Source organism: Variovorax sp. LG9.2 (genome assembly GCF_035018885.1).
GTDB lineage: Bacteria > Pseudomonadota > Gammaproteobacteria > Burkholderiales > Burkholderiaceae_C > Variovorax.
Window position 1 is genome coordinate 39,213 of the sequence record NZ_JASJXB010000015.1, and the last position, 25,541, is coordinate 64,753.

Here is a 25,541-nt window from a genome sequence, read left to right on the forward strand (position 1 = left end):
AGAGGTTCGCGCAAGCAACTGCCGTGCCGATCGACGCTTGCTAGCGAGCCCAGAGAAACTTGCGGTCTTCGGCCTTGATCGGCTGGTCGTTGATGCTGGCGAAGCGCCGGTGCATCAATCCGTTCTCCGCGAACTCCCAGTTTTCGTTGCCGTGACTGCGAAACCAGTCGCCGCTGTCGTCGTGCCACTCGTATTCGAAGCGGACCGCGATGCGGTTGTCGGTAAAGGCCCAGAGCTCTTTCTTCAGGCGGTAGTCGAGTTCGCGTGCCCACTTGCGCGTCAGAAACTCGACGACCTTCTCGCGCCCGGTGAGGAAGTCGGCGCGGTTGCGCCATTCGGTGTCGGGCGTGTAGGCGAGGCTCACGCGGACCGGGTCGCGCGTGTTCCATCCGTCTTCGGCGGCTTGCACTTTCTGGCGGGCCGATTCAAGGGTGAACGGCGGCAGCGGCGGGCGGGAGATGGCTTCCATGAACGGCTTTCAGTCGGGGTGTTGCAAGGCGGGACAACGGCCGAGCCATGATAATGAATGACGGCGAAAAAGAGACAAACGCCGAAGGAAACCCACACGTGCTCGACCTTTCCAAGATCACCACCATCGAAGACCTGCGAGTGATCGCCAAGCGGCGCGTGCCGCGCATGTTCTACGACTACGCCGACTCGGGCTCATGGACCGAAGGCACCTACCGCGCCAACGAAAGCGACTTCCAGAAGATCAAGCTGCGCCAGCGCGTGGCCGTCAACATGGAAGGCCGCTCGACCGCCACCACCATGATCGGCCAGCCGGTGTCGATGCCTGTCGCCATCGCCCCCACGGGCATGACCGGCATGCAGCACGCCGACGGCGAGATCCTCGGCGCCAAGGCGGCCAAGGCTTTCGGTATTCCGTTCACGCTGTCGACCATGAGCATCTGCTCGCTCGAGGACATCGCCGAGAGCACCGACCGGCATCCGTTCTGGTTCCAGCTCTACGTCATGAAAGACCGCGACTTCATCGAGCGGCTGATCGAACGCGCCAGGGCGGCCAACTGCTCCGCGCTGCAACTGACGCTCGACCTGCAGGTGCTGGGCCAGCGCCACAAGGACATCAAAAACGGCCTGACCGCGCCGCCCAAGCCGACCCTCGCCAACCTCATCAACCTCGCGACCAAGCCGGGCTGGTGCATGGGCATGCTGGGCACCAAGCGCCGCAGCTTCGGCAACATCGTTGGCCACGCGAAGAACGTCGGCGATCTGTCGTCGCTGTCGTCATGGACGGCCGAGCAGTTCGACCCGACGCTCAGCTGGGCCGATGTCGAGTGGATCAAGAAGCTATGGGGCGGCAAGCTGATCCTGAAAGGGATCATGGATGTCGAAGACGCGCGGCTGGCGGCGTCGAGCGGCGCCGATGCGCTGATCGTCAGCAACCATGGCGGCCGTCAGCTCGACGGCGCGCAGTCGTCCATCGAGGCGCTGCCGGCCATCGCGGAAGCGGTCGGGACCGAGATCGAGGTGTGGATGGACGGCGGCATTCGCAGCGGCCAGGACGTGCTCAAGGCGCGTGCGCTGGGCGCTCGCGGCACCATGATCGGCCGGAGTTTTCTGTACGCGCTCGGTGCCTACGGTGAAGCCGGCGTGACCCGCGCGCTCGAAATCCTGCACCGCGAGCTCGACATCACGATGGCGTTTTGCGGGCGAACGCAGATCGACCAGGTCGATTCGAGCATCCTGCTACCCGGCACTTTCTGATGGAGAACACCATGAGCCTTCCTACGTTTCAGCAATTCGAAGTCGATGCCCTCGCCAAGGGCTTCGACGAGGTCGCGCCGCGGGTCTGGGACGCCGCCCAGACGGTCGACCTGCACACACATCCGTTCAGCGTCGAAGCGCTGGTGGTGCAAGGCGAGATGTGGCTGAAGGTCGGCGACGACACGCGCCATCTGTTGGCCGGCGACACCTTTGCGCTGGAATACGGCACGCCGCACTCGGAGCGCTATGGCGTAGAAGGCGCGACCTACTGGGCCGCACGCCGTCACGCTGTAGCTTAAGTAGCCGAAGCAGGTGCTGCAGGTGCTGCAGGTGCTGCAGGTGTATTCGCCTGCACCCATCGCACGATATCGGCCGCGCCCATCGCGCCGGCCTGCCGCGCCACCTCGCGTCCACCGACGAACAGTGCCAGCGTCGGGATACTGCGAATGTTGAAGCGCGACCCCAGAGCGGGCACCGCTTCGGTATCGACCTTGGCCAGCCGCACCCGCGGCTCCAGCTGCGCTGCGGCCTGCTCGTAAGCAGGCGCCATCTGACGGCACGGCCCACACCACGGCGCCCAAAAATCAACGAGCACCGGCAGGTCGTTGCGCGCGACATGCCGGTCGAAGGCGGACTCGTTCAGCGCTGTCGAGTGCGCCGTGAACAGCGCCTTGTGGCAGCTCCCGCAATCGGGCGCGCTCGCGAGCTGATCGCTGCGAACCCGGTTGGTGGTGTGGCAGTGCGGGCAAACGATGTGAAGCGACTCGCTCATGGAAATCAGCCCTCGCTTGAAGTCCCGCCTTCGGCCGGGCCGTGTGCCGAGCCGGCTGTCGTCGGCTTCATCGCGCGGGCAATCGCCTCACGCGCTTTCAATTCCGCAGCCACCGATGCATCCAGCCGCGAGCGCGACAGGCCGGCATGCTGGTAGTTCATGTTCTCGTAAACCTCCGCAGCCGACGGATGGGCTTCGAGCACGGCGTTGAGCGCGTCGATATCGGCAATGCGCGAAAGCTCCTGGCCGAGCCGCTCGGCGACGAGGCGGTATTGCCCGGCATCGGGATGTCCACCGTGCTCCAGTCGCTCCAGCAGCTGGGCAACGAGCACGGCATTGGTGGTGAAGGTCTGGCTGGTTTTCATGATTCGAAACTGGGGTCGCGCCAAGCGAATACAAGGCCCGCCAGCGCCGACAAAAAGAAGTGTGCCGGGGCGATGGCCGACACGGTTTCAAGGTTGGCGACGCTCAACGGCCCCGCCGACCACCGCCACCGCCCTGCCAGCGTCCGCCGAACGTTCCACCTATGCTGACGGCGAGAGGAATGCGCTTCGCGCCGACAGCGCCGCACGCATGATCGGCACAGAATAAGCAGCATGAGCACCGCCATTCCGCCGGCTTTCAAGGGGTCCACCGAGCCCGTCGCATACACCGAACCCGACTACACCGCCGCCGAAAAGCGCCACCGCATCTTCGCGATCATGGCGGCCTCGTCCGGCAACCTGGTCGAGTGGTTCGACTTCTATGTCTACGCTTTCAGCGCGCTCTATTTCGCGCCATCGTTCTTTCCCAAGGCGGACCCGACCGCACAGTTGCTGAACACCGCGGGCGTGTTCGCCGCGGGCTTCTTGATGCGGCCCATCGGCGGCTGGCTCTTTGGCCGCGTGGCAGATCGCTACGGTCGCAAGAATTCGATGGTGATCTCGGTCACGATGATGTGCGCCGGCTCGCTCGCCATCGCATGCTTGCCGACATACGCGCAGATCGGCGCATGGGCTCCATTTCTGTTGCTCGTGGCACGACTGTTCCAGGGGCTGTCGGTCGGTGGCGAGTACGGCACCACAGCGACCTACATGAGCGAGATTGCGCTCAAGGGCCAGCGCGGCTTCTTCTCTTCGTTTCAGTACGTGACGCTCATCGGCGGGCAGTTGCTGGCGGTGTTGGTGGTGGTGATCCTGGAGCAGTTGCTTAGCGAGGCCGAACTCAAGGCGTGGGGCTGGCGCATTCCCTTTGCGATCGGCGCCATCACCGCGGTCATCGCACTGCTGCTGCGTCGTACGCTGAAAGAAACGCAAAGCGCCGAGGCACGTGGCAATAGAGACGCGGGCTCGCTGGCCGGCCTTTTCCGCAACCACAAGGCTGCGTTTTTTACCGTGCTCGGCTACACGGCCGGCGGCTCGCTGATCTTCTACACATTCACCACCTACATGCAGAAGTACCTGGTGAACACGGTGCATCTGCCGATCAAGACGACCAGCTACATCATGACCTGCGCGCTGTTCGTCTACATGTGCATGCAGCCGCTGTTCGGCATGCTGAGCGACCGCATCGGACGACGCAACAACATGCTGCTTTTCGGCGCGCTCGGTGCGCTCGCCACCGTGCCCATCCTCACCGGCCTGCAGCATGTGACAAGCCCGGTGATGGCCTTCGTGCTCATCATCCTGGCACTGGCGATCGTCAGCTTCTACACGTCCATCAGCGGCATCGTGAAGGCCGAGATGTTCCCGCCTGAAGTGCGTGCGCTGGGTGTCGGCCTGGCTTACGCCGTGGCCAATGCGATCTTCGGCGGTTCGGCCGAATATGTTGCGCTAGGTCTCAAGTCACTGGGTCACGAGTCGGCCTTCTATTGGTACGTGACGACGATGATGGTCATCGCGTTCTTCGTGAGCCTGCGCCTGCCGCGCACCGCGAGCTACCTGCACCACGATCACTAGCGCCCATACCTCAACCACGGGTGAGCCGCAGCCCGGCGTCGAGCAAGAGCACTTCGCCTGTCGTCTTGGCCGCGCCGGCGCCCAGCCACCATGCCGCGTCGGCGACATCCTCCGGCGACATCACCGCATCGAGTGCCGAGCGCGCCTTGTAGCCCTGCACCGTCTGCGCATAGCGTTCGGCGCCAAGCCCGTTCTGCAGCCACGGCGTTTCGACCAGTCCCGGCGCGATCGCGTTGACGCGGATATCGGGGCCGAGCGCACGCGCCAGTCCCACGGTCATCGCATTCAGTGCGCCCTTGCTCGCCATGTAGGCGATCGATGATCCCGTGCCCATCAGGCCCGCGATCGACGAGACGTTGACGATGCCGGTCACCGGGTTGCGCTTCAACAGCGAAACCAGTGCGCGGCTCATCTGGTATGGGCCGATCACGTTGACCGCGTAGATCCGCTGGAAGTCTTCTGCATCGAGTCCGTCGAGGTCTTTCAGCGCGACGAACTTGGTGGTGCCGGCGTTGTTGACCAGCACGTCGGCGCGACCGAAGCGGGCATCGACCTCGCTGGCCAGCCGCCGGCAATCGGCGTCGGACGAGACATCGGCCTTGACGACCAGCGCATCGACGCCGAGTCCCCGGCATTCGTCTGCGACCGCCTCGGCTGGCGCCGGGTCGCGCGAGTAGTTGACGACCACGTCCCAGCCGTGCCCGGCGTAGAGCCGCACAGTGGCAGCCCCGATGCCCGACGACGAGCCGGTGACGATGCAGACTTTTCGATTGCCCATGAAATATGCCTTTCTGTATGGCTCGATTTTCGATCGCCGAATTCAGCGACCCAGCGCCGGCACCCGCGAAGTCAGCGGCGGCGGTCGGTAGTCCGGCTGCAGGTGGCAACCTGTGCCGAAGCCTGCTTCGTACTGAGCCCACAGCGCCGCCACCTTTTGCGGCGAGGGCTTGTCGCCCTTGTCGATCCACTCGAGCAACGCCGTCATCAGCGCCGGGTATTCGGCATCGCTCAGGTAGCTGTGCTCGGCCTCGTCGGCGAAAGTCTGTACCAGCCACTGCGACGCACCGGCGCTTTCCACGATTTCGCGGTACGTGCTTTCAAGCTCGACGAAGGCGGTCGGGTCGTGAATGGCGTGGAGCGTCAGAACCGGCAAGCGGAGACGCCCTGTCGGCCGGCTGTCTTCAGCCAGTGCGCCGACGGCTTGCGGATCGGCCTCGTAGCGAAGCACGCCGGCGTTGAGCGCCGCATCGTCGTCGGAACCGCTGTAGACCACCTTCGCGTTGCCGAAAGGATTGCGTCCGCCGAGACGCTTTTGCGTCAGGTCCTGGAAGAGCGAAGTACCCCATTGCAAGTGCGACAGCAGCGTGCGCTCCGGCACTTTCACCACCGACAGAATCGTCTTCAGATGCGCGGCTTGCTCGGGGCTGCGTTGCGCGGCTGGCAAGCCGACGCCGGTGCATTCCTTGACCCGCGCAGCCAGGTCGGCACGATGCATTTTCGAGTCGAGCGGCAGTCCCATCCAGAGCGGGTATTGCACCTCGTCGAGCCGTGGATGGTTGCGGCACACGTATTGGTAGACCACGCGCAGATCGAGCCGGAACTCATAGGCGTTGCCGCCACCACCCAGCACGCCGCTGGTGAGCAGCACACCGTCGTAGGCCGGCTGCAGTTCAGATGGCGCGCCGGGTGTTGCGCCAGCTACCGGTCCATAAAGTTCGGCACCTTTCGCCGCAACGCCGCCGCCGTAACTCTGTCCGTGCAGGATGGTGCGTCGCGGCTGGCCGAAACGCGCGATGAAAATCTTGCGCAGCCGCTCCGTGTCTTCTGCCGCCATCGTCACGCCGTAGCCCCCGCGCCGGTAGGTCGAGCCGGCCCATGCATAGCCGGCCTTGACCATGACCGACCAGCGTTTCAGGTCTTCGGCACCGCGCTCCAGCGTGGGGGCGCCGGTCTTCGGGCCGCCGTGCGAATGCATGACCAGCACGCGATTCCATTGCGCGGGGATGGCGATCCAGTAGAGCGCGCCTTCGGTGTCGCGCCCGGTGTAGCACTGCGCATCGGTTGGTACGCTGGCGGGGCAGCCGGCGGATCGGGGCGGCACGGGCTCGGCGGCGTGCGCGATACCGACCGTGGCAAAGAGCGCAGTGGTCGCGATCAGGGCGGGCACGCAACGCGCAACGATCGTGCGCATCAGCGGTCGATAGGAAAAATTCAAAGGCTCACTCCAGAGGATCGCGGTCGCTACCGCGAGCCACTGTAACGTCGAGCGCGCTCGGTCGGTTCGATGCAGCGTCAGCGCCGTCTCAGCGCCGCGTTAGCACCACTTCGAGGTATTCGCTCGGCACCACGAGCGAGCGCGGCCCGGCGACGTTGAGCCGCATCAGCAACTCCGTCAGGTCTGTCTCCAGCGCCGCCGCACTCTCCGCGGGCAGCGCGCCGAAAGCCTTGTGCACCGGCCCATACCAGGTACGAAACACCTCGATGAAATGCGCAGCCGAACGGTAGCGAAAGTTGAACATCCGCTTCGTCGCCACGATGCCCGCGGCACGTTCGCCGAACAGCGAGTTCAGATGCGACTCGACACCCCACAGCGATGGCGGCTGCAGCCCGGATGGCGGCGGCACGTGGCGGCCCAGCACCTTGAAGAGTTGGCCGATAAAACCTTCCGGCGTCCAGTTGGCCAGCCCGATGCGACCTCCGGGCCGACACACACGCGCCATTTCCGAAGCACTCTGCGCATGGTTGGGCGCGAACATCACGCCGAAGGTCGAGACCACTGCGTCGAAGCTCGCGTCTTCGAAAGGCAATGCCTCGGCGTCGGCGGTCTGAAACGCAACGTCGAGCCGCTCGGCCTTCGCCCGCTCGGCACCGCGTTCGAGCAACGAGGCGACGTAGTCGGTCGACGTCACCTTGCAGCCGCGGCGCGCCGCGGCCAGCGTGGCGTTGCCGTTGCCGGCGGCCACGTCGAGCACCCGCTCGTCAGTGCACAGGTCGCAGGCTTCGGCCAGTTCCTCGCCGACGATCTGCAGGGTGGTGCCGATGACGGCGTAATCGCCGCTGGCCCACGCGGTTTTCTGGCGGCTCTTCAGGGCATCGAAGTCGATGGGGGTGTTCATATCGGTTCTCCTTTAAGGAGGCCCACTGTCGCGCCGCAAGCACCGTCGAGTCCTGCCCCGGCGTCGCTCGCGACTGTCCGATCGTCCGCGCGACGGCATAGGCCGAGGGGCCGATGGTCAGAGCCGACTGCTATCGACAAAATCAAAGGTCCCGCTCGAAGCGGAAGGAATGACCATGGGCGCAGACACCGTCTCCGACAACATTGCCGACTCGATCGCGGCCGCGCTTGAACGCGTCGAAACCGTGCTGCGGCGCCGGCCCGACAAAGGCCTTGCCGACGACGCTCCCGCGACCGCCGAGTGGCAAGGCCGCACCCGCGTCGTCGCACGCCATGCCAACGGCAAGGAGATGGCGACCGACATGCCGAAAGAGCTGGGCGGTACCGGCGATCAGGTCAGCCCGGGATGGCTGTTCCGTGCGGCCATAGCATCGTGCGCGGTCACATCCGTCGCCCTGCTCGCGGCGCGCGAAGGCGTCGCACTCGACCAGCTCGAAGCCCGGGTCGAGAGCACGTCCGATGCCCGCGGCATGTTCGGCATGGTCGAGCTCGACGGCAGGCCCGTGAGCGCGGCGCCGTGCGACATGCGATTGCACATCCGCATCGCCGCGCGCGGTGTGTCGAAGGCGCGTTTGCGTGCACTGGTCGAGACCGGCTGCGGGCAATCGCCGATCCCTTGCGCCGTGCAGATCGCATCGCCGATGTCGCTGCACGTCCAGGTGGACGACGCGTGATGGCCGACGAATGATGGATGCGCTATCGGAAACCCTGCGCGTGGTGCGGCTGGTAGGCGCCATCTTCATCAACGCGCGCTTTACCGCGCCGTGGTGCTATCAATCACCGCGTGCCGACACGGTGGCGCCGCTGCTCGAACCAGGCGCCGAGCGAGTGGTCATCTTTCATCTCATCACCGAGGGCGAGTGCTTCGTCGAAATGAACGGCCAGCCGCCGGTGCGCCTGGTCGCCGGCGACGCGGTGCTGTTCCCGCATGGCGACGCCCACCTCATGACGTCGCAGCCCGGGCTGCCACCGGCCACTGGCGGCGGGCGGCTGGCCGAAGTTCTTTCGCGACGTCCGGGGCAACTCGCCTATGGCGGCGGCGGTGCGCGCACGCGGTTGGTTTGCGGCTATCTGGCGTGCGATGCGCGTCTCGCCGCGATGCTGTTGCAAGGCCTGCCGTCGCTGGTCAAAGTGAACGTGCGCGGCTCCAGTGCCGGCACCTGGCTGGAGGCCTCGGTGCGTTACGCGCTGGCGGAGGCTCGGTCGCCGCGGCCCGGCGGCGCCGGCGTGCTCGCCAAGCTGGCCGAAGTGCTGTTCATCGAAGTGCTGCGGCTCTACGTGAACCAGCAGGCCGAAGGCCGCACCGGCTGGCTCGCCGGCGTCGGCGACCGCATCGTCGGCGCTGCACTCAATGCGCTGCACGCGAACCCGGTGCAAGCCTGGACGCTCGACGAACTGGCCCGCGCCGCGACCACCTCACGGTCGGTGCTGGCCGAGCGCTTTCAGCAACTCGTGGGCGCCTCGCCGATGCAATACCTGACGCAATGGCGCATGCTGCTCGCGGCCAATCTGCTGTCGCGCAGCAATGCGCCGTTAGCGAGCATCGCGCAAGACGTCGGCTACCAGACCGACACCGCCTTCAGCCGGGCGTTCCGTCGCGAGTACGGCGCGCCACCGGCCGCCTGGCGGCGCATACAGTCGGGCCGCGCGCTGCCCATTCGGAGTCAAGCCAAGGCTCAACTCGCCGCCCGCCACAGCGCCGGATAGTTGCGCACGAAGCCGTCGGCGGTCACGCCGAGCAGCGCGTCGGCAGCATGTTGTCACTGCAGCGAAAATCGATGCACTGTGACTCCCGCGACTTCATCCAATTCACCGACACCGACCCTTACACCTACACCGTCGCCACCGCCGATTCGCCGTATCGCGCATCTCGACATGGACGCCTTCTTCGCGTCCGTCGAACTGCTGCGCTACCCGCAGTTGAAGGGCTTGCCGATGGTGATCGGTGGCGGCCGGCGGCGTGTCGACGAAGCGCTGCGACAGGCGCAGGGTGAAGGCGAACACAGGCGAGAACTGGCGCTGGACGAGATCCCGGTCGCCGCGTTTCCATTGCTAAAGGACTATGTTGGCCGCGGCGTCATCACCACCGCCACCTACGCGGCGCGGCAGTTCGGCGTCGGCTCTGCCATGGGCATGATGAAGGCCGCCAAACTGTGCCCGCAGGCCATCGTGCTGCCGGTCGATTTCGACGAAGTGCGGCGCTTGTCGCGGCTGTTCAAGGCCACGATCCGCGAGATCGCCCCGCTGGTCGAAGACCGCGGCGTCGACGAGGTGTATGTCGACTTCACCGAAGTGCCCGGTGGCCAGCGCGAAGGCGGGCGGGTGCTGGCACGGCTCCTCCAGAAGACGATTTTCCAGGCGACCGGCCTGACCTGCTCGATCGGCGTCGCGCCAAACAAACTGATCGCCAAGATGGCGAGCGAGTTCGACAAGCCCAACGGCATCTCGATCGTCTACGAAGAAGACGTCCAGGCCAGAATCTGGCCGCTGGCCGCACGCAAGGTCAACGGCATCGGGCCCAAGGCGGATGCCAAGCTGGAGAGCCTCGGCATTCGCACCGTGGGCGAGATCGCCGCCAAAGACCGCGACTGGCTCATCGCCAATTTCGGCAAGGCGAGCGGCGCCTGGATGCACGAGGTGTCGTGGGGTCGCGACGACCGGCCCGTCGTGACCGAGAGCGAGCCGGTGTCGATGAGCCGCGAGACCACCTTCGAGCGCGACCTGCACGCGGTGCGCGATCGGGCGCAGCTCGGCACCATCTTCACGCAGCTCTGCGAGAAGCTGGCCGACGACCTGCAACGCAAGGGCTATGTCGGCAAAACGATCGGCATCAAGTTGCGCTACGACGACTTCAAAATCGCCACGCGCGACCAGACGATGGTCGCCTTCACCGCCGACGGAAAGACCATTCGTCAGATCGCCGGCCAATGCTTGAAACGGGTGTCGCTGGAACGCCCGCTCCGGCTGCTGGGCGTGCGCGTAGGAACTCTGGCTCTCGCCGCCTCAGCGACAGCGAACCGGCCGCGCACCGACGACGACCTCGCCGCCCGTACGCCCTCACTCTTTTGACGTGTGCAGCGCGCGCGCAGGCGACACAGCAAGCCTCCGACTCAGCGCAATGCGGGATCTGCGGCCATCCGGGCCGGCTTTGCGGGCGACAGCGCCCTGAGCGTCGGCCGCTCGATCCACAGATGAAACAGCACCGAAGTCGCAATGCAGGCGGCAAAGATGCCGACGAATGACAGCACCATGCCGGAGCCACCGCGCAACCCGCCGGCCACGGCGAGCTTGCAGAGCACCGCGATCAGCGGGAAGTGGATCAGGTAGAGCGCATAAGAGGCATCGCCGAGCAGCGACACGAAACGATTGCGAAATCGCTCGGGCCAGCGCTGCTCGGCCTGGACCAGGGCCACGATCAGGGTTGCGCCGCACAGCCCATAGCCGAGGTCGAGTGCGGGCTTTGGCCAGGCGTCACGGAACACCACTTCCATGGCACCCACCGTGAAAAACGCGCCAGCTGCCAGCACCGCCGCGAGCATCGGGTGCGGCATGCGCCAGCCGCTCTGGACCACCCACGCCGTTGCGCCACCGATGCCGAACAGCAGCATCAAATCGTTGGCGAAAAACGCGCCCGGAAAGGCTTGGCTGCCCGACAAAACGTGCCAGATGAAGTTTGCTGCGAACAACACGACGGCACCAGCGAAGAACAAGCGATGAACGATGGCAAGCCCGACAACGGCATAGAAAATCAACTCGTATTGCAACGACCAAGCCACGATGATCACCGGCGCACCGGTGCCGCCCACCACCGCCGGGTCTTGCGGCAATAGGAGAAGTGCTTTCACGAGAACCCCAGCGGCAGTCGGCATCGCATCGCGCAAGGCAGGAACCGTCAACGCCAGCAAATACACCCCGGCAAAGACGAAAAGATAGGTGGGGTAGATGCGAACAGCGCGCTTGCGCAAGTAGGAGACCAGGCGCTCGGGCACGCCGAAATCCTTGCGGTGCATCAACACGATGATGAAGCCGCTCAGCACGAAAAAGAAGGCCACGCCAGCGGTGCCGCCGAAGGAGCAGAACCGCTCGATGGATGCTGCGTCAGCGCCGAAGTACTTGTCCTTGGCAAGGTTGGCCGCCAGGTGAAAACAAACGACAAGGATCGCTGCAACCGCACGGCAGGCCTGGATGGATTGATACATCTTGTAAGGCTAACCGGCTTCAGCCTGGAACGGCACGCCAAACTCGGGGACTGGCCTGCGATCAGAACAGGAAGTCGTTTGCTTCGGCGCCGGCTCAGCCGGGCGCGAGCACCAGCCGCACCGAGTCCGGCGCGACGGAGACCGCATAGCCAAGATCATCGGCGAGCGATTGCATTGCTATTGCATCGATGGCCAGCGCCCGCGGTGCGCGATGCGCATCGGCCACCCGATCGGCGATCTCGGCGGAGCGCACGGAGGCTGTGAGCTGCAAGGCGTTCGCACCGTCGGCGCTCACGGCAATGCTGCCGACCTCGTCCACGCTGTCGTGCAGGTGCGCCATCGCGCCCAGAAAAAGGTAGCGCAACGCTGCACCGTTCGGCCAACGTGGCTCGTCGGCCGGTGCTGTCGCAGCCTCGAGCGACGGATCGATCTCGATGCGCACGCCGTTCAAATCGAACGCGGCGCGCATCAGGCCGATGCACTCGGCGACCAGCACGCTGCGCGTGATGCCGTCGTCGTCGATGGCGAGCTCCCAGTCGCGCAAGGAGCGCACGCCGATGACCAATTCGCCGATCTGGTTGTCGATGAGAGACACACGCTGCTCCACGGCCGCAGCGTCGATCTGCGGCGCGGCCACTTGGCGCTTGAGCATCAGCAGCGCCATGCGTATGACCGACACCGGCGCGGCCATGTCGTGCCGCAGGGCGGGCAACGCGCGCGTCAACAGTTCGTGCCGCACCCCGGCGGCGATCCAGCTGCGGGCGCCCGGCGAAGCTTTCATCGAGCGGACGCGGGGCGCGCAACCGCCGCCGCGAGGATGCGGTCGAGCGCGTCGAAGTCGATAGGCTTTTGCAAGTAATGGTCGAACAGGCCGGCCGCACCTGTCGCATCAGTGGCCGCGAAGCCCGAGATGGCGACCAGCATCAGAGGACGGTTGCCGGCCTCGACGCGCAGACGCCGTGCTACCTCGGTGCCAGGCTGGTCCGGCAAGGTGAGATCGATCAGCGCCGCATCGAACACTTCGGTGGCCGAAGCATCGAAGGCCTGCTGCGCGGTGTAGGTACATCGCGCCGTATGGTCCTGCAGCGAGAGCAACTCCTGCAAGAGGTCGGCAGCGGGTTCGTTGTCGTCGACGATCAGCACGTTCACTGGGGCAATTCCTGACACACAAAGCTAAAGAGTATCGGCGCCCCGGCAGACCGGTGATGTAGGAGCGTGGCTACTGCCGCGCAGTGCGCGCATTGGCCGGCAAAGCCTGCGGCCAGCTGGTGCGAAACGGATTGATGTCGAGCCCGCCGCGCCGCGTGTAGCGTGCATACACGGCGAGCTTGGTCGGGCGGCACTGCCGCAAGATGTCGGTGAACATGCGCTCGACGCATGGCTCGTGGAATTCGTTGTGATTGCGAAAGCTCACGATGTACGCGAGCAAGCCCGCCTGTTCGATCGGCGGCCCGCTGTACCGGATCTGCACGCTGCCCCAGTCGGGCTGGCCGGTGACCAGGCAGTTGCTTTTGAGCAAGCGGCTGGTGAGGGTTTCGGTCACTGCCATCTGCGTGACGTCGCTGGTGAGAAGCTCCGGCGCAGGCTGGTAGTGCGTGCACTCGATGTCGAGCCGGTCGAGGTTGAGGCCGTCGAGTTCATGCACCGGCTCGGTGTCGAACTGGTCGGGCGCGATGAGCTTGACGCCGATACCCTCGATGCGATCGCTGCCGCGCCACAACGCCTCGGCGACGTCGGCACGCAGACGCTCGCGCACCGCGTCGGCCGTCGCGAACGTGCTGCCGTTGAAGCTGTTGAGGTAGAGCTTGAACGACTTGCTCTCGATGATGTTGGGCGTCTCGCACGGCACCGTGAAATGCACGATGGCGAGCTGCGGCTTGCCGCGCGGGTTGAGCCAGCTCAGCTCGAAGGCGGTCCACAGGTCGGCGCCGAAGAACGGCAGCGCGCCGGGCTTGATGCCCATGGCTTCGCGCTGCGTGGCGCGTGAGATCGGGAACAGCTGCGTCGGGTCGTACTGGTCGACGTAGGCCGACGATTTGCCGAGTTGCGATTGAGCGGCGGTGTTGTCGATCGTCATGCTGCAGCCCTGCTGGTCTCGGTCGACTTCATGAACGGCACCATATGGTTCAGGAGGATCTGCTGCACCTCTGGCGGCAGGTCGTGGCCCATACCCGGAACGGCCACGAACTTCGCGCCCGGAATGCGGCGTGCGGTGTCGACGCCGCAGGGCATCGGTACTAGCGCATCGGCATCGCCGTGCAGCACGAGGGTCGGCGACTTGATGCTCGGCAGCAGCTTCTCGCGGCCAGCATCGGCGCCGATCGCCAGCATCTGTCGCACCACGCCTTGCGGCCGGTAGGCGCGCCGGATGCCGGTCGCGATGCGATCGGCCAACACGGCATCTGGCTGCGGATAGGCGGGACTCGCAATGAGCTTGACGAGGCGCAGGCTGTAGCCGACCAGATCCGCCTCGGTCTTGCCGAGCGGCCGACGCAGCAGGGCTGCACCGACATCGCGCCGCGGACCCGGCAACCCGCGCGCGCCGCTGGAGCTCATGATGCTGACCAGGCTCAGCGTGCGCGAGGGCGCGATCGACGCCGCGTGCTGCGCGATCATCCCGCCCATCGACGCGCCGACGATGTGCGCCCTGGCGATACCGAGTGCGTCGAGTACGCCGATCGAATCGGCGGCCATGTCCTGCAGCTTGTATGCGGATTGGACCGGCAGGCCGAGGCGCTGCCGGATGGTTTGCCAAATCAGGTTGCCGTTGCCGGCCGACTCGAACCCCTGGCTCAGCCCGATGTCGCGGTTGTCGTGTCGCACCACGCGAAAGCCGGCATCCACCAGCCCCTGCACGAAGGGCTCCGGCCAGCCGATCAATTGCATGCCGAGGCCCATGATGAGCAAGACGACGGGACGATCGACATCGCCCTGGTTGCCGGTGTCGTCGACTTCGATGTTCAGTCCGTTGGCTGTCAGTTTCATTGGATGGTTTCAGGTGAATTCGCGTTCGCGCAACCATTTGGTCGCGACCCACTTTTCGCCCATCAACACCGGCGCGCCGCCGTGTAGCGTGCGGGTGGCGGGATCGGGACTGTCGTAGCTGAAGAAGACGCCGGTGCCGGGCAGCGGGGCCACTTCGAGGCCGACATCGGGAAAGGTGGTGGCGCCGCCCTGCTCCGGCGCCTGCAGATACATCAGCAGGGTGCCGACGCGCTGGCCGCCGCGCCGAAGAATGGTCGGCGTGCCGGGCTCGGACGGATCGAAATAATCGTAGTGCGGCCGGTACTGCGCGCCCGGCGAATAGCGCAACACCTGCAGCCCTTCGCCGAATTCGAGCGGCCACTGCAGCAATCTGGCGATGCGCTTTTCGAGCCGCGCCACGATCTCGTTTTCGCCGCGCTCGAAGAACATGCCGTCGCTGGTGCGATCGACGTTCATCACTTCGCCGCCCGTCTGCGTCTCGACCGTGAGCGAGCGCACCAGCCGCACGCGAGCGATGGCGATGAGCGCGTCGCACTCTTCTTGCGACAGCAGATTGCCGAAGACGACCACGCGCGGATGACGCATCGTCTGCATGATCTGCACTTGCCGGTCGCCAGCATCGACGTGGAGCGGCGAGCCTTCCAGATTCGGGCCGGGCAATGCTTTGGGTCGGTCTTCACTCGCGCTGCGCTCGATGGGAGCGGCGCCGGCAAGCGCAAAGACCTCGGCCAGCGCAGCCTCGGCTGCATCGTCCTGCCAGCCGGCATCCCGCATAGAGATGCGCAACGCGGCCGGCGAATGGCCGATCGCGAGTTGGGCCACTACCCACGCGCGCAGTTCGGGGCTGACCGGCTGGGTCACGCGGTCTTTCTGCGGAAAACGAGCCGCTCGGGCGACGACACGGCTGCGGCAAAACCATAGCCTTCGAGATCGAACTTCTCCAGCGCTCGGGGCGTGGCTGCCGTGTGCAACACCGCCCAGCGCGCCATGAGGCCACGCGCCCGCTTGGCGAAGAAGCTCACGATCTTGTACTTGTCGGCTTTCCACTCTTCGAAGACGCACTCGACCACGCGTGCGCTCAGCAAGCGCAGATCGACCGACTTGAAATACTCCTGCGACGCCAGGTTGACGACCACCGGCGTGTGGTCTGCCGCCAGCCGCTCGTTCAGATGACCTGCAATGCGCGGGCGCCAGAACGCGTACAGGTCCTTGCCGTGCTTGTTGACGAGTTGCGTGCCCATTTCGAGCCGGTAAGGCTGCAACAGATCGAGCGGCCGCAGCACGCCGTAGAGCCCGCTCAGGATGCACACATGGTCTTGCGCCCAGGCCAGTTGCGCCGTGCTCAGGGTCTTGGCACCGAAGCCGCCGTACACATCGCCGTCGAAGGCCAGCGCCGCCTGTTTGGCGTTGGTCGGCGTGCTCTTGCTCGACCATGCGGTGTAGCGCGCCACATTGAGCGCCGACAGGTTGTCGGAGAGATGCATGAGCTCGGCGATCTGCTGCGGCGATTGGGTGCGCAGAAGCTTGATGAGTTCGACCGAAGGACCGCGTGGCCCTTCGAAATGCGGCAGGGTCGCGGGCACATCGGCCGGCACCGGCGTGACGTAGTCGAGCGACTTGGCGGGGGAGAGCAAAAACAGCATCGTTCAATTATCTGCGGCAGCGATGACCCGACGGGGCGCCGGTAAAATCGATGATCCATGAGCGAACTTTCCCCCATCGTCCAGCCCGGCCTCGACAGCCTTTCCAAATCCTTCGAACCCACGGCCATCGAGGCCCACTGGGGCCCCGAGTGGGAACGCCGTGGCTATGCCAAGGCCGGCTTTTGCGGCACGCAGCAAGCCAAGGCGGGCGCCGACGCGTTCTCTATCCAGTTGCCACCACCGAACGTGACCGGCACGCTGCACATGGGGCATGCGTTCAATCACACGATCATGGACAGCCTGGCGCGCTACCACCGCATGAAGGGCGACAACACCGTGTGGGTGCCGGGCACCGACCATGCCGGCATCGCCACGCAGATCGTGGTCGAGCGGCAATTGCAGGAACAAAAGCAGAGCCGCCACGAACTGGGCCGCAAGAACTTCGTCGCGCGTGTGTGGGAGTGGAAGCAAAAGTCGGGCAACACCATCACCGAGCAGATGCGCCGCATGGGCGATTCGGTCGACTGGAGCCGCGAATACTTCACGATGGACGAGGGCCTCTCGACCACCGTCACGCAAACCTTCGTGCAGCTCTATGACCAAGGCCTGATCTACCGCGGCAAGCGCCTGGGCAACTGGGACCCGGTGCTGAAGACCTCGGTGAGCGATCTCGAAGTGGAGAGCGAAGAAGAAGACGGCTTTCTTTGGCATATCGCCTACCCGCTCGAAGACGACAACGGCACACTGACGGTCGCGACCACGCGGCCTGAGACGATGCTCGGCGACACCGCGGTGATGGTCCATCCGGAAGACGAACGCTACAAGCATTTGATCGGCCAGCGCGTGAAGCTGCCGCTCGTGGACAAACTGATCCCGATCATCGGCGACGACTATGTCGACAGGGCCTTCGGTACCGGCGTGGTCAAGGTGACGCCCGCACACGACTACAACGACTATGCGGTCGGCCAGCGGCACAACCTGGATGTCATCAGCGTGCTGACGCTCGACGCCACCATCAACGACAACGCGCCTGAAAAGTACCGCGGCATGGACCGCTTCGTGGCGCGCAAAGCCGTGGTCGCCGACCTCGATGCGCTCGGCCTGCTGGTCGAGGTCAAGAAGCACAAGCTGATGGTGCCGCGCTGTGCCCGCAGTGGCGCCATCGTCGAGCCGATGCTGACCGACCAGTGGTACGTGGCGATGACAAAGGCCGGCGCCAACGGCCGCTCGATCGCGCAGGAGGCCATCGACGTGGTGAAGTCGGGCGAAGTCCGCTTCATTCCCGAGAACTGGGTCAACACCTATGACCACTGGATGGAGAGCATTCAGGACTGGACGATCTCGCGCCAGTTGTGGTGGGGCCATCAGATTCCGGCCTGGTACGACCAGGACGGCAATGTGTACGTGGCGCACGACGAGGCCGAAGCGCAAGCCAAGGCCGACAAGGTCGCGCCGGGCAAGACGCTCACGCGCGACGAAGACGTGCTCGACACCTGGTACTCGTCGGCGTTACTGCCTTTCTCGACGATGGGCTGGCCCAACGTGCCCGACGCCACCGAAGCGCCGCTGGCCGACTACAACCTCTACCTGCCTTCAAGCGTGCTGGTCACGGGCTACGACATCATCTTTTTCTGGGTCGCCCGGATGATCATGATGACCAAGCACTTCACCGGCCGCGTTCCCTTCAAGGACGTGTACATCCACGGCGTGGTGCGCGATGCGCAGGGCAAGAAGATGAGCAAGTCGGAGGGCAATGTGCTCGACCCCGTCGACCTGATCGATGGCATCGCGCTGCCCGGTTTGCTCGACAAGCGCACGCAAGGCTTGCGCAAGCCCGAGACGGCGCCGACGGTGCGCAAGAACACGCAAAAGGAATTTCCCGAAGGCATTCCGGCCTTCGGCGCCGATGCGTTGCGCTTCACCTTCGCGTCGCTCGCCTCGCTCGGCCGCAGCATCAACTTCGACAGCAAGCGCTGCGAGGGCTATCGCAACTTCTGCAACAAGCTCTGGAACGCCACCCGCTTCGTCTTGATGAATTGCGAGGGCCAGGACTGCGGCCTGATGGAGCACACCAAGGAAGACTGCAAGGTCGGCGGGCCGGCGCATGGCTACCTGAAGTTCAGCCGTGCCGACTTCTGGATCACCTCACAGCTGCAGCGCGTCGAGGCCGAAGTCGCCAAGGGCTTTGCCGAATACCGGCTCGACAACGTCGCCAGCGCCATCTACCAGTTCGCCTGGGACGAGTTCTGCGACTGGTATCTTGAGATCGCCAAGGTGCAGATCCAGACCGGCACCGATGCACAAAAGCGCGCTACCCGCCGCACCTTGATCCGCACGCTGGAGACGCTGCTGCGACTCGCCCATCCGGTGATCCCCTTCATTACCGAGGCGCTCTGGCAGAAGGTCGCCGGCGTGGCCGGTCGCGAAGGCGAGTCGATCATGATCGCCGCCTACCCGGAGAGCCAACCCGGAAAGATCGATCCTGCAGCCGAGGCGCACGTCGCAAGGCTGAAGGCGCTGGTCGATGCCTGCCGCACCTTGCGCGGCGAAATGAACGTGTCCCCTGCGACACGCCTGCCGCTTTACGCGGTGGCCGACGACGCCGAAGGCGCCGCCTTCCTGCGGGACTCGGCGGCAGTGCTGCAAGCGCTGGGCAAGCTCAAAGAGGTCAAGGTTTTCGACGACGAAGCAGCTTGGTCGGCAGCGGCCGACGCGGCCCCGGTGGCCGTTGTGGGGGCAGTGCGACTGTGCCTCCACATGGAAATTAACAAAGGTGAAGAAAAATCACGTATCGCCAAGGAGATCGCCCGGATCGAAGGCGAGATCGTCCGGGTGAATGGCAAGCTCGGCAATGAAGCGTTCGTCGCCAAGGCGCCGCCAGCAGTGATCGACCAGGAGCGAAAGCGGCTGGCCGATTTCAGCAGCACCATCGAAAGACTGCGTGACCAGGTTGTGCGCCTCGGCTGACAGACCGCCCGGCGCTCGCCATTTAGGCTTGGCCCGTGGCTGTTGCAGGCACGTGCGCGCCGGTTAGTCCCTTTCGGTCAGTCTTTCCCTTTCCACTTTCGAACCGACGTCCCATCTCATGTCCAATTCTTCGACCCGCATCCGTAAAGCTGTGTTCCCGGTCGCCGGCTTCGGCACCCGCTTTTTGCCGGCCACCAAGGCCCAGCCGAAAGAGATGTTGCCTGTGGTGGACAAGCCGTTGATCCAGTACGCGGTCGAAGAAGCCTACGCCGCTGGCATCCGCGACATGATTTTTGTGACGGGACGCAACAAGCGCGCGATCGAAGACCATTACGACACCGCCTACGAGCTCGAGAGCCAGCTCGAAGCCAGCGGCAAGACCGAACTGCTGCGCATCGCGCGCTCGGTCATGCCAGACGACATGACCTGCTCGTATGTGCGCCAATCGCGCATGCTCGGCCTGGGCCACGCCGTGCTGTGCGCCGAGCACCTGGTGGGCGACGAGCCCTTCGCCGTGCTGTTGGCAGACGATTTGATGGTCGGCCCCAAAGACGGCGAGCCCGTGCTGGCCCAGATGACGAAGATGTTCGAGCGCCTCGGCAGCTCGCTGCTCGCGGTGCAAGAAGTGCCGCTCGACCAGGTCAAGCGCTACGGCATCGTGGCAGGTGATTCGGTTGAAGACGGTCTGGTCAAGGTCAACCGCATGGTCGAGAAGCCTAAGCCCGAAGAAGCGCCTTCGCGTCTCGGTGTGGCCGGCCGCTACATCCTGACGCCCGGCGTCTTCGCAGAGATTCGCCTGCAGCCCAAGGGCGCGGGTGGCGAGATCCAGCTAACCGATGGCATCGCCGCGCTGATGAAGAAAGAGGCGGTCTACGCTTACTCGTACAAGGGCGTGCGATACGACTGCGGCAGCAAGGAAGGCTTTTTGCAAGCCACTGTGGAACTGGCGCTGGCGCACCCGGAAGTCGGCGCGTCGTTCCGCGAATACCTGAAGAGTCTCGCGCTCTGAGCTTCGAAACGACGAGTTCCTACTTCGCCGGCTGAACCAGCGGCAAAACGAAGCGTGCGACCTCGTCGTCGCTGATCGGCGTCAGCGGCAGTTTGAATGCCTCGCGCAGTCGCGCCACAAGCGATTGCGCCCACAGCGCGTTGCACACCAACCCTGCATGGTCGTCTGCAAGCAATAAGTTGTGCGGGTCGTCTCCGATGGAGTTGGTCACAACGAAGCTTTTGCCGATGGTCACGGTCTTGAACGCCGGCTTGGGGGCGCCGCCTCGCGTACCCCACCGTTGCACCAGCCAGGCCGCATCGTCGAAGAACGCCGTGTTGGGCTCACTCTCCGCGAGCTTTCGGACTCCGGCGTTGAAACTGTCGAGCGCCTTCCAGATATTGTTTCGCTCGGCTTCCGAAACCCAATTGTTATTTTGTGCCGCGTCGTCCGCTTCGTTCGCGATGCCGGCCACCAGAATGAGCGTCTGCGGGTGCGATTCGTGGATGAGCTTGAGCGTCGCGCCGATCTGCTTGACGCAGCGCGAAGTCAGTTCCGCCAGCTTGGGCGAATCGGGCTCCCGCGACTGCAGGTCGAGCGAACTCGACCAGTCGTTCAGTCCCATGCGGATCAGGACAACGCCGCGCTTCCAGCGCTCAGGCTCTTTGTCCATCAAGGCAACCAGTCGCGGTGCCTGGCGGAATCGCCCATCCATCAAATTAGCGCAGCTCGCACCCGAGTTGGCGAAGTTGTAAAGAAAGTCTTCTTTCTTGGGTGCACGGCCGCCACTTAAACCCAGTGCCTCACGGCCGGTCGCGAGCAAGCCCGAACTGCCCCAGACAACCCATGGACCACTGTCGATTTCCTTGCCACGCAGCTTGTCGAGAACTTCGGTCCAATTGAAGGTTCGCGCATGAAAAGGGCCGCCGCGCTCGCCGGTGCCGGCAGGAAACGCAACGCGGTCCTGGAACGAGTGGCTGTTGGAATCGCCGATGACCGCAAATGGAATGGCGGTCGGCGACACCTTTCGGTTGAGTGCGTTGTCGGGCACGTCCTGGCTCCAGACATTGAAAGCCAGCATCAGGCCGGCCGTGACGAACGCGGCGAAGCCGACGCGACGAAAGCCGGTGCGCATGATCTTCAGCGCCGGCGAATGATGTGGATGAACTCGTCGCCGACCGTCTGCTGTTCGACGAGATCGTTACCCGTTTGCCGCGCAAAAGCCTGAAAGTCGCGCACCGAGCCCGCATCGGTCGCCACCACCTTCAGCAACTGGCCGCTGGCCATGTCGTTGAGCGACTTCTTGGCCTTGAGGATGGGCAGCGGGCAGTTCAGGCCGCGGGTGTCGAGCTCTTTGTGGATGTGCATCGCCGTCTTTCGAGTACGCTGGAAATAGTCTTGCGCGTTGGCACCGATTTTAGGCGGCAGGCATGTCGGACGTTGCGGGCACTGCAGGTGCAGCCGCCGGCTTTGGCCAATCGACGAACTGCGGCTCGATGCCGCGCGTGCGCAGCCAGTCGGCCAATGCGTAGCCGGTGCCCGCGGGCCAGCAACGCAAATTCGGCAGATCGTAGAGCCGGTAGTCGACCAGTTCGGGCGACAACGACACCTCGCCATCGGCTACCGCGTGGTACGCGATGATGATCTGGTTCATCCGCTGGAAGTCGTACACGCCGACCAGATTGAGTTCGGTCGCGTCGAGGTTGGTCTCCTCCTTGATCTCGCGTGCGATGCCTTCTTTTGGCGTCTCGCCGGCTTCCATGAAGCCGGTGATGAGTGCGTACATCTTGCTGTTGGTCCAGGCCGCGTTGCGTGCCAGCAGCACCTGCCCACGGTATTCGATGATGGCCGCGAGCACGGGCGTCGGGTTGTTCCAGTGCGTGTGGCCGCAGTTGGGGCAACGCAGGCGCGACTTGGGGCCACCGTCTTCGTTCAGCGCAATCCACTCGAGTGGCGTGGCGCAAACCTGGCAAAACTTGGGATCTGGCATGGGAACCTTAAGGAAGCGTCGGCGGACGCCTTAGGAGAGCTACGCGGGGAAAACGCCAGTCGACAGATACCTGTCACCGCGGTCGCAAACAATGAAAACGATGACAGCGTTCTCGACTTTTTTCGCGATGTCGAGCGCCACCCAGAGCGCGCCCGCCGCGGAGATGCCACCGAAAATACCCTCTTCGCGCGCCAGTCGCCGGCACATCTCTTCGGCGTTGTCCTGGCTCACGTTGACCACCGTGTCGACCCGGCTCGGCTCGTAGATCTTGGGCAGATACTCCTCCGGCCATTTACGGATGCCCGGAATGCGAGAACCCTCGTCGGGTTGGGCGCCGATGATCTGCACGGCCGCGTTCTTTTCCTTCAGGAACCGCGAGACGCCGGTGATCGTGCCGGTCGTGCCCATGGCACTCACGAAGTGCGTCACTTCGCCGTCCGTATCGGCCCAGATCTCGGGCCCGGTTGTTTCGTAGTGGATGCGCGGGTTGTCCGGGTTGGAGAACTGGTTGAGCACCCGCCCCTTGCCTTGCGCGACCATCTGGTCGGCCAGGTCGCGGGCGTATTCCATGCCGCCGCTCTTGGGCGTCAGCATGAGTTCAGCGCCGAAGGCTTTCATGGTCTGGGCGCGTTCGATGGAGAGGTCTTCCGGCATGATCAAAACCATGCGGTAACCCTTGATAGCCGCAGCCATTGCCAGCGCGATGCCGGTGTTGCCGGAGGTCGCTTCGATCAGCGTGTCGCCGGGCTTGATTTCACCGCGCTCCTCGGCGCGCTTGATCATCGAAAGCGCTGGCCGGTCTTTCACCGAGCCGGCCGGATTGTTGCCTTCCAGCTTGCCGAGAATCACGTTGTTGCGCTTGGCGTTTTCGGCTGCGTCGATGCGTTGCAATGCGACCAACGGCGTTTTACCGATGGCTTCTTCGATCGTCGGGTAATTCATACAAGACACTGTGCCATAATTTTGGGTTGCTCTCTTCCGTGCCCGGGTGGTGAAATTGGTAGACGCAGGGGACTCAAAATCCCCCGCCGAAAGGCGTGCCGGTTCGATTCCGGCCCCGGGCACCACGGATTTCCAGAGCTGTTAGATCGTCGTCCAGCCATTGGTCACCGCGATCTTCAGCAACTCGCTCGCCGAATCCACACCCAGCTTGCGCCGCAAGCTGAAACGATGCGTCTCCACCGTGCGCACGCTGATGTCCAGCTCCTTCGCCACCAGTTTGTTGCTGCGCCCATGCGCCAGCAGCAGCAGCACCTCGTGTTCACGAGCGGTGAGCTGCGGCGTCGTGTTGCCGAACTGCAGCATCAGGTCGGACACCTGCGCGCTGAAGTAACTGCCTCCGGCACACACCGCGCTGATGGCGCTCAGGATTTCTTCTGTCGGCGACTCCTTGAGCACGTAGCCCCGCGCGCCTGCGCGGATGGCGCTCAGCACGTACTCGCGGTTGTCGTACATGCTCAGCATCAACACCAGCACCTCGGGGTGACGCGTGCGCAGCAACGTCGCCAGCTCGATGCCGTTCATGCCGCGCATGCCGACATCGATCAGCATCAGGTCGGGCGGATCGGCGGCGGCCAGCGCCAATGCTTCGGCGCCACTCGCCGCTTCACCGATCACCCGAAGATGCGGCACCACGGCCAGCCGCGCACGCAGTCCGTCGCGCACGAGGGAATGGTCGTCGACAATCACGAGGCGGATCGGCGCAGGCTCGTCGCTCATACGGCTCACATGGGGCAAAGGGCTCGTGCCGCCGATGTCGTTCGGGCCGGTCATGCGGGCACCGCCAATGGAAAGCTCGCAATCAACGATGTGCGGCCCGGCTGCGAGATGAGCTGAAAGCTCCCGCCGTTGCGCTCCACCCTCTCGCGCATATTCGTGAGTCCGATGCCGCGGTCCTTGCTGTGCTCGACGTTCTGCACATCGAAGCCGCGTCCGTCGTCGGTGATTCGAAGCTCGAGCCGGTCGTGTGCATCGTCCAGCCGAATGTCGATGTGACTGGCCCCGGCGTGCCGCTCGGCGTTGCGCAACGCCTCCTGCGCAACACGAAACAGGCTCACGGCCTGCAGCTCTGGTAGCCGTTCTTCATGCACGTGCGGCGACACGGTCACCGTCAGGCCACTTCGCTGCGCGAGCTCGTTGCCGATGTGCTCCAGCGCCGCAGGCAATCCCAGGTCGTCGAGCAAGGCGGGCCGCAAGTCGTGCGAGATCCGCCGGACCTCGCCGATGGCTTGCGACAGCGCGCCGATCTCCTTGTCGATCGCCGTCACCGGTGCGTTGCCCGGATGCGCCAGCCGGTGCCCGACCAGCTCGAACTGGTATTTGATCGAGACCAGCAGCTGACAGATATGGTCGTGCAACTCACGCGACACCCGGGCGCGCTCGTCCTCTTGGGAGCTAACAACGCGGTGCGCCAGCGCCTTCAGCTTGCGATCGGCCTGGCGCTGCTCGCTGATGTTGAGCGCCAGCCCTCCGGCGAACACGCCGATGGCCGCGATCATCGCCACCGTCGCCAGGCCGAGCAGCGTTTGCCGGACGCTGGCCAGCAGACTCCCTCGCAGCTTGGCGGCGGCGGCATCCACGTCATCAAGGTAGATACCGGTGCCAAGCATCCAGCCCCATCGCGGGAGCTCGACCGAATATCCGAGCTTGCGTTCGATACGGCCGGTCGAAGGCTTCGGCCACAGATAGCGCTGGTAGCCCCCGCCCTCGTGAGCCCGTGCGATCAGCTCGCGGATCATGTAGGTGCCCTCGGTATCGCGACGGTTCCAAAGGTTCTGGCCAACGAGGTCCGGCTGGCGCGGATGAACCAGCGTCAGGCCCTCGCGGTCGTACACATAGAAGTAGCCGTCATCGCCGAAGTTCATGTTCGCGAGGATGGCCTTGACCTGCTCCTTGGCGGGCTCGTCGTCGCGCCCTGCTCCGTAGAGGTTGTCGATGGAAGTGAGCGCCAGCGCGATGTAGCTGCGGAGCTCTTCGCGCTTGGCGCTGAGCAATACATCTTCGAGCACCTGAGCCTGACGTTGCTCAAGTCGCTGGGTCTCGATCACCAGCAACCCGCCGATCGCAGCGATGGCAAAGAGAAGTGGCGCCACTGCGAGCAACAGGATCTTGGCCTTCGGTTTCATGGCTGTGATTGTGCGATGCAGCCGCCGCTTCAGGC

General features: G+C 64.6%; 27 protein-coding genes and 1 tRNA gene. 9 read left to right on the top strand and 19 right to left on the bottom strand.

Annotated features, from left to right (window positions below):
- Positions 1-40: 40 nt before the first annotated feature.
- On the bottom strand, positions 41-469 hold the full coding sequence (locus tag QN413_RS16175; protein WP_323497607.1) for a nuclear transport factor 2 family protein: 429 nt from the start codon (positions 467-469) through the stop codon (positions 41-43).
- Between the two features lie 98 nt (positions 470-567).
- Here QN413_RS16175 and QN413_RS16180 point away from each other — a divergent pair, with 98 nt between their 5' ends.
- Positions 568-1,725, top strand: coding sequence for an alpha-hydroxy acid oxidase (locus QN413_RS16180; protein ID WP_187052796.1), 1,158 nt, complete (start codon positions 568-570; stop codon positions 1,723-1,725).
- Positions 1,726-1,736: 11 nt separating this feature from the next.
- Positions 1,737-2,024 carry a cupin domain-containing protein gene (locus QN413_RS16185; RefSeq protein WP_323497608.1) on the top strand — a complete coding sequence of 96 codons (288 nt, stop codon included), beginning with the start codon at positions 1,737-1,739 and terminating at the stop codon, positions 2,022-2,024.
- Here the strand turns inward: QN413_RS16185 and trxC are convergent.
- Positions 2,021-2,497, bottom strand: coding sequence for a thioredoxin TrxC (trxC, locus tag QN413_RS16190; protein WP_323497609.1), 477 nt, complete (start codon positions 2,495-2,497; stop codon positions 2,021-2,023). The two genes, QN413_RS16185 and trxC, sit on opposite strands and share 4 nt — an antisense overlap.
- Before the next feature lie 5 nt (positions 2,498-2,502).
- Positions 2,503-2,862, bottom strand: coding sequence for a hypothetical protein (locus tag QN413_RS16195; protein WP_323497610.1), 360 nt, complete (start codon positions 2,860-2,862; stop codon positions 2,503-2,505).
- Positions 2,863-3,093: 231 nt separating this feature from the next.
- Between QN413_RS16195 and QN413_RS16200 the strand changes: the two genes are divergently transcribed.
- Positions 3,094-4,434: an MFS family transporter gene (locus QN413_RS16200; RefSeq protein WP_323497611.1), complete on the top strand. Its 1,341-nt coding sequence runs from the start codon at positions 3,094-3,096 to the stop codon at positions 4,432-4,434.
- A gap of 10 nt (positions 4,435-4,444) precedes the next feature.
- On the opposite strand, the gene QN413_RS16205 is transcribed toward QN413_RS16200, so the two are convergent.
- The 3 genes from QN413_RS16205 to QN413_RS16215 all read right to left on the bottom strand — a co-directional run bounded on the left by QN413_RS16205 (position 4,445) and on the right by QN413_RS16215 (position 7,550).
- Positions 4,445-5,212, bottom strand: a complete 768-nt coding sequence (locus QN413_RS16205; protein ID WP_323497612.1) for an SDR family oxidoreductase — start codon at positions 5,210-5,212, stop codon at positions 4,445-4,447.
- Positions 5,213-5,254: 42 nt separating this feature from the next.
- Positions 5,255-6,625, bottom strand: a complete 1,371-nt coding sequence (locus tag QN413_RS16210) for a hypothetical protein (RefSeq protein WP_323497613.1) — start codon at positions 6,623-6,625, stop codon at positions 5,255-5,257.
- 112 nt (positions 6,626-6,737) lie between these two features.
- Positions 6,738-7,550, bottom strand: coding sequence for a class I SAM-dependent methyltransferase (locus tag QN413_RS16215; RefSeq protein ID WP_323497614.1), 813 nt, complete (start codon positions 7,548-7,550; stop codon positions 6,738-6,740).
- A gap of 175 nt (positions 7,551-7,725) precedes the next feature.
- Between QN413_RS16215 and QN413_RS16220 the strand changes: the two genes are divergently transcribed.
- From QN413_RS16220 to QN413_RS16230, 3 genes are all read left to right on the top strand, one after another.
- Positions 7,726-8,283, top strand: a complete 558-nt coding sequence (locus QN413_RS16220; protein ID WP_323497615.1) for an OsmC family protein — start codon at positions 7,726-7,728, stop codon at positions 8,281-8,283.
- Positions 8,284-8,296: 13 nt separating this feature from the next.
- Entirely contained in the window at positions 8,297-9,316 is a 1,020-nt protein-coding gene (locus tag QN413_RS16225) for an AraC family transcriptional regulator (RefSeq protein WP_323497616.1), read from the top strand.
- 168 nt (positions 9,317-9,484) lie between these two features.
- A complete protein-coding gene (locus tag QN413_RS16230; RefSeq protein ID WP_323497617.1) occupies positions 9,485-10,678 on the top strand; it encodes a DNA polymerase IV in 1,194 nt (397 codons plus the stop codon).
- A 41-nt stretch (positions 10,679-10,719) separates the two neighbouring features.
- On the opposite strand, the gene QN413_RS16235 is transcribed toward QN413_RS16230, so the two are convergent.
- The 7 genes from QN413_RS16235 to yaaA form a co-directional block, all read right to left on the bottom strand.
- Positions 10,720-11,808, bottom strand: a complete 1,089-nt coding sequence (locus QN413_RS16235) for an acyltransferase (protein ID WP_323497618.1) — start codon at positions 11,806-11,808, stop codon at positions 10,720-10,722.
- A gap of 94 nt (positions 11,809-11,902) precedes the next feature.
- Complete coding sequence (locus tag QN413_RS16240) at positions 11,903-12,589, bottom strand: hypothetical protein (protein ID WP_323497619.1); 687 nt, start codon at positions 12,587-12,589, stop codon at positions 11,903-11,905.
- A complete protein-coding gene (locus QN413_RS16245) occupies positions 12,586-12,957 on the bottom strand; it encodes a response regulator (protein WP_323497620.1) in 372 nt (123 codons plus the stop codon). Before QN413_RS16245 ends, QN413_RS16240 begins: the two co-directional genes overlap by 4 nt.
- A 70-nt stretch (positions 12,958-13,027) precedes the next feature.
- A complete protein-coding gene (gene queF, locus QN413_RS16250) occupies positions 13,028-13,885 on the bottom strand; it encodes an NADPH-dependent 7-cyano-7-deazaguanine reductase QueF (RefSeq protein ID WP_323497621.1) in 858 nt (285 codons plus the stop codon).
- The gene (locus QN413_RS16255; protein WP_323497622.1) at positions 13,882-14,793 is read right to left on the bottom strand and encodes an alpha/beta hydrolase; all 912 of its coding nucleotides are present in this window, start codon (positions 14,791-14,793) and stop codon (positions 13,882-13,884) included. The genes queF and QN413_RS16255 overlap by 4 nt, the downstream gene beginning before the upstream one ends.
- Positions 14,794-14,802: 9 nt before the next feature.
- Positions 14,803-15,654, bottom strand: coding sequence for a 2OG-Fe(II) oxygenase (locus QN413_RS16260; RefSeq protein WP_323497623.1), 852 nt, complete (start codon positions 15,652-15,654; stop codon positions 14,803-14,805).
- On the bottom strand, positions 15,651-16,436 hold the full coding sequence (yaaA, locus tag QN413_RS16265) for a peroxide stress protein YaaA (RefSeq protein ID WP_323497624.1): 786 nt from the start codon (positions 16,434-16,436) through the stop codon (positions 15,651-15,653). The genes QN413_RS16260 and yaaA overlap by 4 nt, the downstream gene beginning before the upstream one ends.
- A 57-nt stretch (positions 16,437-16,493) precedes the next feature.
- Between yaaA and QN413_RS16270 the strand changes: the two genes are divergently transcribed.
- Positions 16,494-19,403, top strand: coding sequence for a valine--tRNA ligase (locus QN413_RS16270; RefSeq protein WP_323497625.1), 2,910 nt, complete (start codon positions 16,494-16,496; stop codon positions 19,401-19,403).
- 118 nt (positions 19,404-19,521) lie between these two features.
- Entirely contained in the window at positions 19,522-20,412 is an 891-nt protein-coding gene (gene galU / locus QN413_RS16275) for a UTP--glucose-1-phosphate uridylyltransferase GalU (protein ID WP_323497626.1), read from the top strand.
- A 19-nt stretch (positions 20,413-20,431) separates the two neighbouring features.
- Here galU and QN413_RS16280 read toward each other — a convergent pair whose 3' ends face one another.
- From QN413_RS16280 to cysM, 4 genes are read right to left on the bottom strand one after another with little or no spacing between them, the layout of a single operon-like run.
- On the bottom strand, positions 20,432-21,526 hold the full coding sequence (locus QN413_RS16280; RefSeq protein WP_323497627.1) for an SGNH/GDSL hydrolase family protein: 1,095 nt from the start codon (positions 21,524-21,526) through the stop codon (positions 20,432-20,434).
- 5 nt (positions 21,527-21,531) lie between these two features.
- A complete protein-coding gene (locus QN413_RS16285) occupies positions 21,532-21,759 on the bottom strand; it encodes a sulfurtransferase TusA family protein (RefSeq protein WP_323497628.1) in 228 nt (75 codons plus the stop codon).
- 49 nt (positions 21,760-21,808) lie between these two features.
- The gene (locus QN413_RS16290; protein ID WP_323497629.1) at positions 21,809-22,381 is read right to left on the bottom strand and encodes an NUDIX hydrolase; all 573 of its coding nucleotides are present in this window, start codon (positions 22,379-22,381) and stop codon (positions 21,809-21,811) included.
- Between the two features lie 39 nt (positions 22,382-22,420).
- Entirely contained in the window at positions 22,421-23,323 is a 903-nt protein-coding gene (cysM, locus tag QN413_RS16295; protein ID WP_323497630.1) for a cysteine synthase CysM, read from the bottom strand.
- 40 nt (positions 23,324-23,363) lie between these two features.
- Between cysM and QN413_RS16300 the strand changes: the two genes are divergently transcribed.
- Positions 23,364-23,448, top strand: a tRNA-Leu gene (locus QN413_RS16300).
- A gap of 16 nt (positions 23,449-23,464) precedes the next feature.
- Here QN413_RS16300 and QN413_RS16305 read toward each other — a convergent pair.
- Positions 23,465-24,100: a response regulator transcription factor gene (locus tag QN413_RS16305; RefSeq protein WP_323497692.1), complete on the bottom strand. Its 636-nt coding sequence runs from the start codon at positions 24,098-24,100 to the stop codon at positions 23,465-23,467.
- A 50-nt stretch (positions 24,101-24,150) separates the two neighbouring features.
- The gene (locus tag QN413_RS16310; protein ID WP_323497631.1) at positions 24,151-25,506 is read right to left on the bottom strand and encodes a cache domain-containing protein; all 1,356 of its coding nucleotides are present in this window, start codon (positions 25,504-25,506) and stop codon (positions 24,151-24,153) included.
- Positions 25,507-25,541 lie beyond the last annotated feature (35 nt).

Coding starts and splice junctions, on each gene's coding strand:
- QN413_RS16175 (WP_323497607.1), bottom strand. CDS start 469: ATGGAAGCCATCTCCCGCCCGCCGCTGCCGCCGTTCACCCTTGAATCG.
- QN413_RS16185 (WP_323497608.1), top strand. CDS start 1,737: ATGAGCCTTCCTACGTTTCAGCAATTCGAAGTCGATGCCCTCGCCAAG.
- trxC (WP_323497609.1), bottom strand. CDS start 2,497: ATGAGCGAGTCGCTTCACATCGTTTGCCCGCACTGCCACACCACCAAC.
- QN413_RS16195 (WP_323497610.1), bottom strand. CDS start 2,862: ATGAAAACCAGCCAGACCTTCACCACCAATGCCGTGCTCGTTGCCCAG.
- QN413_RS16200 (WP_323497611.1), top strand. CDS start 3,094: ATGAGCACCGCCATTCCGCCGGCTTTCAAGGGGTCCACCGAGCCCGTC.
- QN413_RS16205 (WP_323497612.1), bottom strand. CDS start 5,212: ATGGGCAATCGAAAAGTCTGCATCGTCACCGGCTCGTCGTCGGGCATC.
- QN413_RS16210 (WP_323497613.1), bottom strand. CDS start 6,625: ATGCGCACGATCGTTGCGCGTTGCGTGCCCGCCCTGATCGCGACCACT.
- QN413_RS16215 (WP_323497614.1), bottom strand. CDS start 7,550: ATGAACACCCCCATCGACTTCGATGCCCTGAAGAGCCGCCAGAAAACC.
- QN413_RS16220 (WP_323497615.1), top strand. CDS start 7,726: ATGGGCGCAGACACCGTCTCCGACAACATTGCCGACTCGATCGCGGCC.
- QN413_RS16225 (WP_323497616.1), top strand. CDS start 8,297: ATGGATGCGCTATCGGAAACCCTGCGCGTGGTGCGGCTGGTAGGCGCC.
- QN413_RS16230 (WP_323497617.1), top strand. CDS start 9,485: ATGGACGCCTTCTTCGCGTCCGTCGAACTGCTGCGCTACCCGCAGTTG.
- QN413_RS16235 (WP_323497618.1), bottom strand. CDS start 11,808: ATGTATCAATCCATCCAGGCCTGCCGTGCGGTTGCAGCGATCCTTGTC.
- QN413_RS16240 (WP_323497619.1), bottom strand. CDS start 12,589: ATGAAAGCTTCGCCGGGCGCCCGCAGCTGGATCGCCGCCGGGGTGCGG.
- queF (WP_323497621.1), bottom strand. CDS start 13,885: ATGACGATCGACAACACCGCCGCTCAATCGCAACTCGGCAAATCGTCG.
- QN413_RS16255 (WP_323497622.1), bottom strand. CDS start 14,793: ATGAAACTGACAGCCAACGGACTGAACATCGAAGTCGACGACACCGGC.
- yaaA (WP_323497624.1), bottom strand. CDS start 16,436: ATGCTGTTTTTGCTCTCCCCCGCCAAGTCGCTCGACTACGTCACGCCG.
- QN413_RS16270 (WP_323497625.1), top strand. CDS start 16,494: ATGAGCGAACTTTCCCCCATCGTCCAGCCCGGCCTCGACAGCCTTTCC.
- galU (WP_323497626.1), top strand. CDS start 19,522: ATGTCCAATTCTTCGACCCGCATCCGTAAAGCTGTGTTCCCGGTCGCC.
- QN413_RS16280 (WP_323497627.1), bottom strand. CDS start 21,526: ATGCGCACCGGCTTTCGTCGCGTCGGCTTCGCCGCGTTCGTCACGGCC.
- QN413_RS16285 (WP_323497628.1), bottom strand. CDS start 21,759: ATGCACATCCACAAAGAGCTCGACACCCGCGGCCTGAACTGCCCGCTG.
- QN413_RS16290 (WP_323497629.1), bottom strand. CDS start 22,381: ATGCCAGATCCCAAGTTTTGCCAGGTTTGCGCCACGCCACTCGAGTGG.
- cysM (WP_323497630.1), bottom strand. CDS start 23,323: ATGAATTACCCGACGATCGAAGAAGCCATCGGTAAAACGCCGTTGGTC.
- QN413_RS16305 (WP_323497692.1), bottom strand. CDS start 24,100: ATGAGCGACGAGCCTGCGCCGATCCGCCTCGTGATTGTCGACGACCAT.
- QN413_RS16310 (WP_323497631.1), bottom strand. CDS start 25,506: ATGAAACCGAAGGCCAAGATCCTGTTGCTCGCAGTGGCGCCACTTCTC.